Source organism: Hymenobacter persicinus, from assembly GCF_004167665.1.
GTDB classification, from domain to species: domain Bacteria; phylum Bacteroidota; class Bacteroidia; order Cytophagales; family Hymenobacteraceae; genus Hymenobacter; species Hymenobacter persicinus.
Map to the genome: position 1 here is coordinate 1 of NZ_SEWE01000082.1, position 2,513 is coordinate 2,513.

At 65.1% G+C, this 2,513-nt stretch carries 1 protein-coding gene; it reads left to right on the forward strand.

Features of this window, described 5'->3' with window-relative positions:
• The coding region (locus tag EWM57_RS20450; RefSeq protein ID WP_207218365.1) for a beta strand repeat-containing protein at positions 1 to 2,513 on the forward strand (2,513 nt) is incomplete at both ends.

Below are 2,513 nucleotides of genomic sequence, written 5' to 3' on the forward strand. Positions count from 1 at the left end.
TCCCCACCCTGGCCACCTACGCCAGCGGCAACGGTACCGGCTCCACCGACGAGATTGTGGTCGGGGACGTCAATGGTGATGGCCGCCCCGACATTATCGCGGCGAATACCAACACCAACACCATCAGCGTGCTGCTGAACTCGGCCACCACGCCCGGCACGTTTGGCGCCGCCGTTACCTACCTCACCAACACCACTTCCACGCTGCGCGGCATTGCTCTGGGCGACCTCAACGGCGACAACCGCCCCGACGTGGTGGTGGCCAACGATGCGGATGCCACCGTCAGCGTGCTGCTGAATTCGGCCACTACCCCCGGCTCTTTTCCCACTACCGTTAGCTACAGCGTAGGGACGCAGAAGCCCCTGGGCGTCACTATCGGCGACCTGAACGGCGACGGCCGCGCCGAAATCGTATCCGAGAACTACAATGTTAACAACGGTACGACCATCAGTGTCCTGGTAAACTCGGCCACCACGCCAGGCACATTCCCCACGGCCCCGGTCATTTTCAGCAGCGGCGGTACTTCGCCCTGCCACGCCGTTATCCGCGACCTGAACGCGGATGGCCGCCCCGACCTGGCCGTGGCAAACCTGAGCACCCAGAACGTGGGCGTGCTGCTGAGCACCACCAACTTCACCGCGCCCTTCCTGAGCTCCATCAGCCCCACCAACGGTCCGGTGGGCACCAGCGTCACGCTCTCCGGCGCCCGCCTGACGGGCGCCACCGCCGTGAGCTTCAACGGCACGGCCGCCAGCATTTTCAACGTGGTAAATGACGGTACCCTCACGGCCACCGTTCCCGCGGGCGCCACTACCGGCAACGTGACCGTAACTACTTCGGGCGGCACCAGCAACGGTGTGGCTTTCGCCGTAAACCCCACGGTGGTCATCACCAGCACGGCCGGCGCCTCGGGCGGCAGCACCAACACGACGCCCATTCCATTCACCGTTACCTTCTCGCAATCCGTGACGGGCTTTGATGCCAGCGACCTGACCATAACCAACGGGGTGGTGACGAGCGGCAGCTTCTCGGGCTCAGGCTCCAGCTACTCCTTCACCGTGACGCCCACCACCGCCGGCACGCCCACCACGGTGAGCATAGCGGCCAGCGTGGCCCAGACCAGCGCCGGTACCGGCAACGTGGCGTCTTCGGGCGCCTACAGCCTGCAGTACAATGCCCCCGTGACGGCTACGACCTGGACGGGTGCTGTCAGCAACGACTGGTTTGCTGTCGGCAACTGGACGGCTGGCGTGCCCACCGCCACGGTGGATGCTACCATTCCCAGCGCCCGGCCTTATAACCCGGTGATTGGCTCGGGAGCAGCGGCAGTGAAGAATTTGTTTCTGAATACCAACGCCTTGCTCACCCAGAGCGGTGGCACCCTCACGGTAAACGGCATCGGCTTTGCCATTGATGGCACCTTCACCGCCACTGGCGGCCTCGTGAACCTGAACGGCAGCACGGAGCAGCGCCTGGGCGGCGCCCGCACCACCTTCTGGGACCTGACCGTCGGCCCCGCCGGAGCCCGCCTCGACGGCCCGGCCGATTTGCAGCACCTGCTCACACTCAACGGCGATTTTAGCCCCTTGGCGTATGGTTTCACCTTGTTATCAAATGCCACGGCTACGGCCATGGTGGTCAATAACGGCGGGGTAGTCAACAGCTCGGCCACGGTGCAGCGCTACATCGACCCGAGCCTGAACGCGGGCTTGGGCTACCGCCACTACAGCTCGCCCGTGCAAACCACCACCGTAGCCGACCTGGCCACCGCCAACTTCTCGCCCGTGGTGAACCCGGCCTACAACACGGTGGGCAACACGGTGACGCCATTCCCGACCGTGTTTGGTTTCGACGAAGCGCGCATCACCAGCACCTCGGCCGCCACCCAGACATTTGAGCAAGGCTATTTCTCGCCGACTGCCCTGAGCAACCGGCTCACCGTCGGCCGCGGCTACACGGTCAATTTGGCCGCCAGCGAGAAAGTCGACCTGGTCGGCTTGCTCAACAACGGCACCGTAACGGTCGGGGCCCTAAGCCGCGGCACCGAGGCTAACTCGGGCTGGCAGCTGCTGGGCAACCCCTACCCCGCCCCATTGGACTGGAATAAAGTGCGCACCAGCCTGCCCGCGGGCGTGATTGACGCCGTCTACGTCTACAAGTCCAGCAACCAGTACGACGGCTCCTACCAGTTCTACCAGAACGGCTTCGGCACGCTGCCCGGCGGCCTGATCGGCTCGATGCAGGGCTTCTTTGTCCGCGTCTCCCAGCCCGTGGCCGCGTTCAGCTTCCTGAACGCCTGGCGCGCCACCGACTACCAGAACCCGAGCTTCAACCGCACCACGGCCGACCTGCGGCCGAGCGTGCAGCTGGATCTGGTCTCGGCCCAGGGCGTGCACGACCCGGCCTACGTCTACTTCGAGGACGGCGCCACCGACGGCGTGGATGACCACTACGACGCGGCTAAGCTCTCCAACACGACGGGGCTGAACCTGTCCTCGCTGGCGGCCGGCACG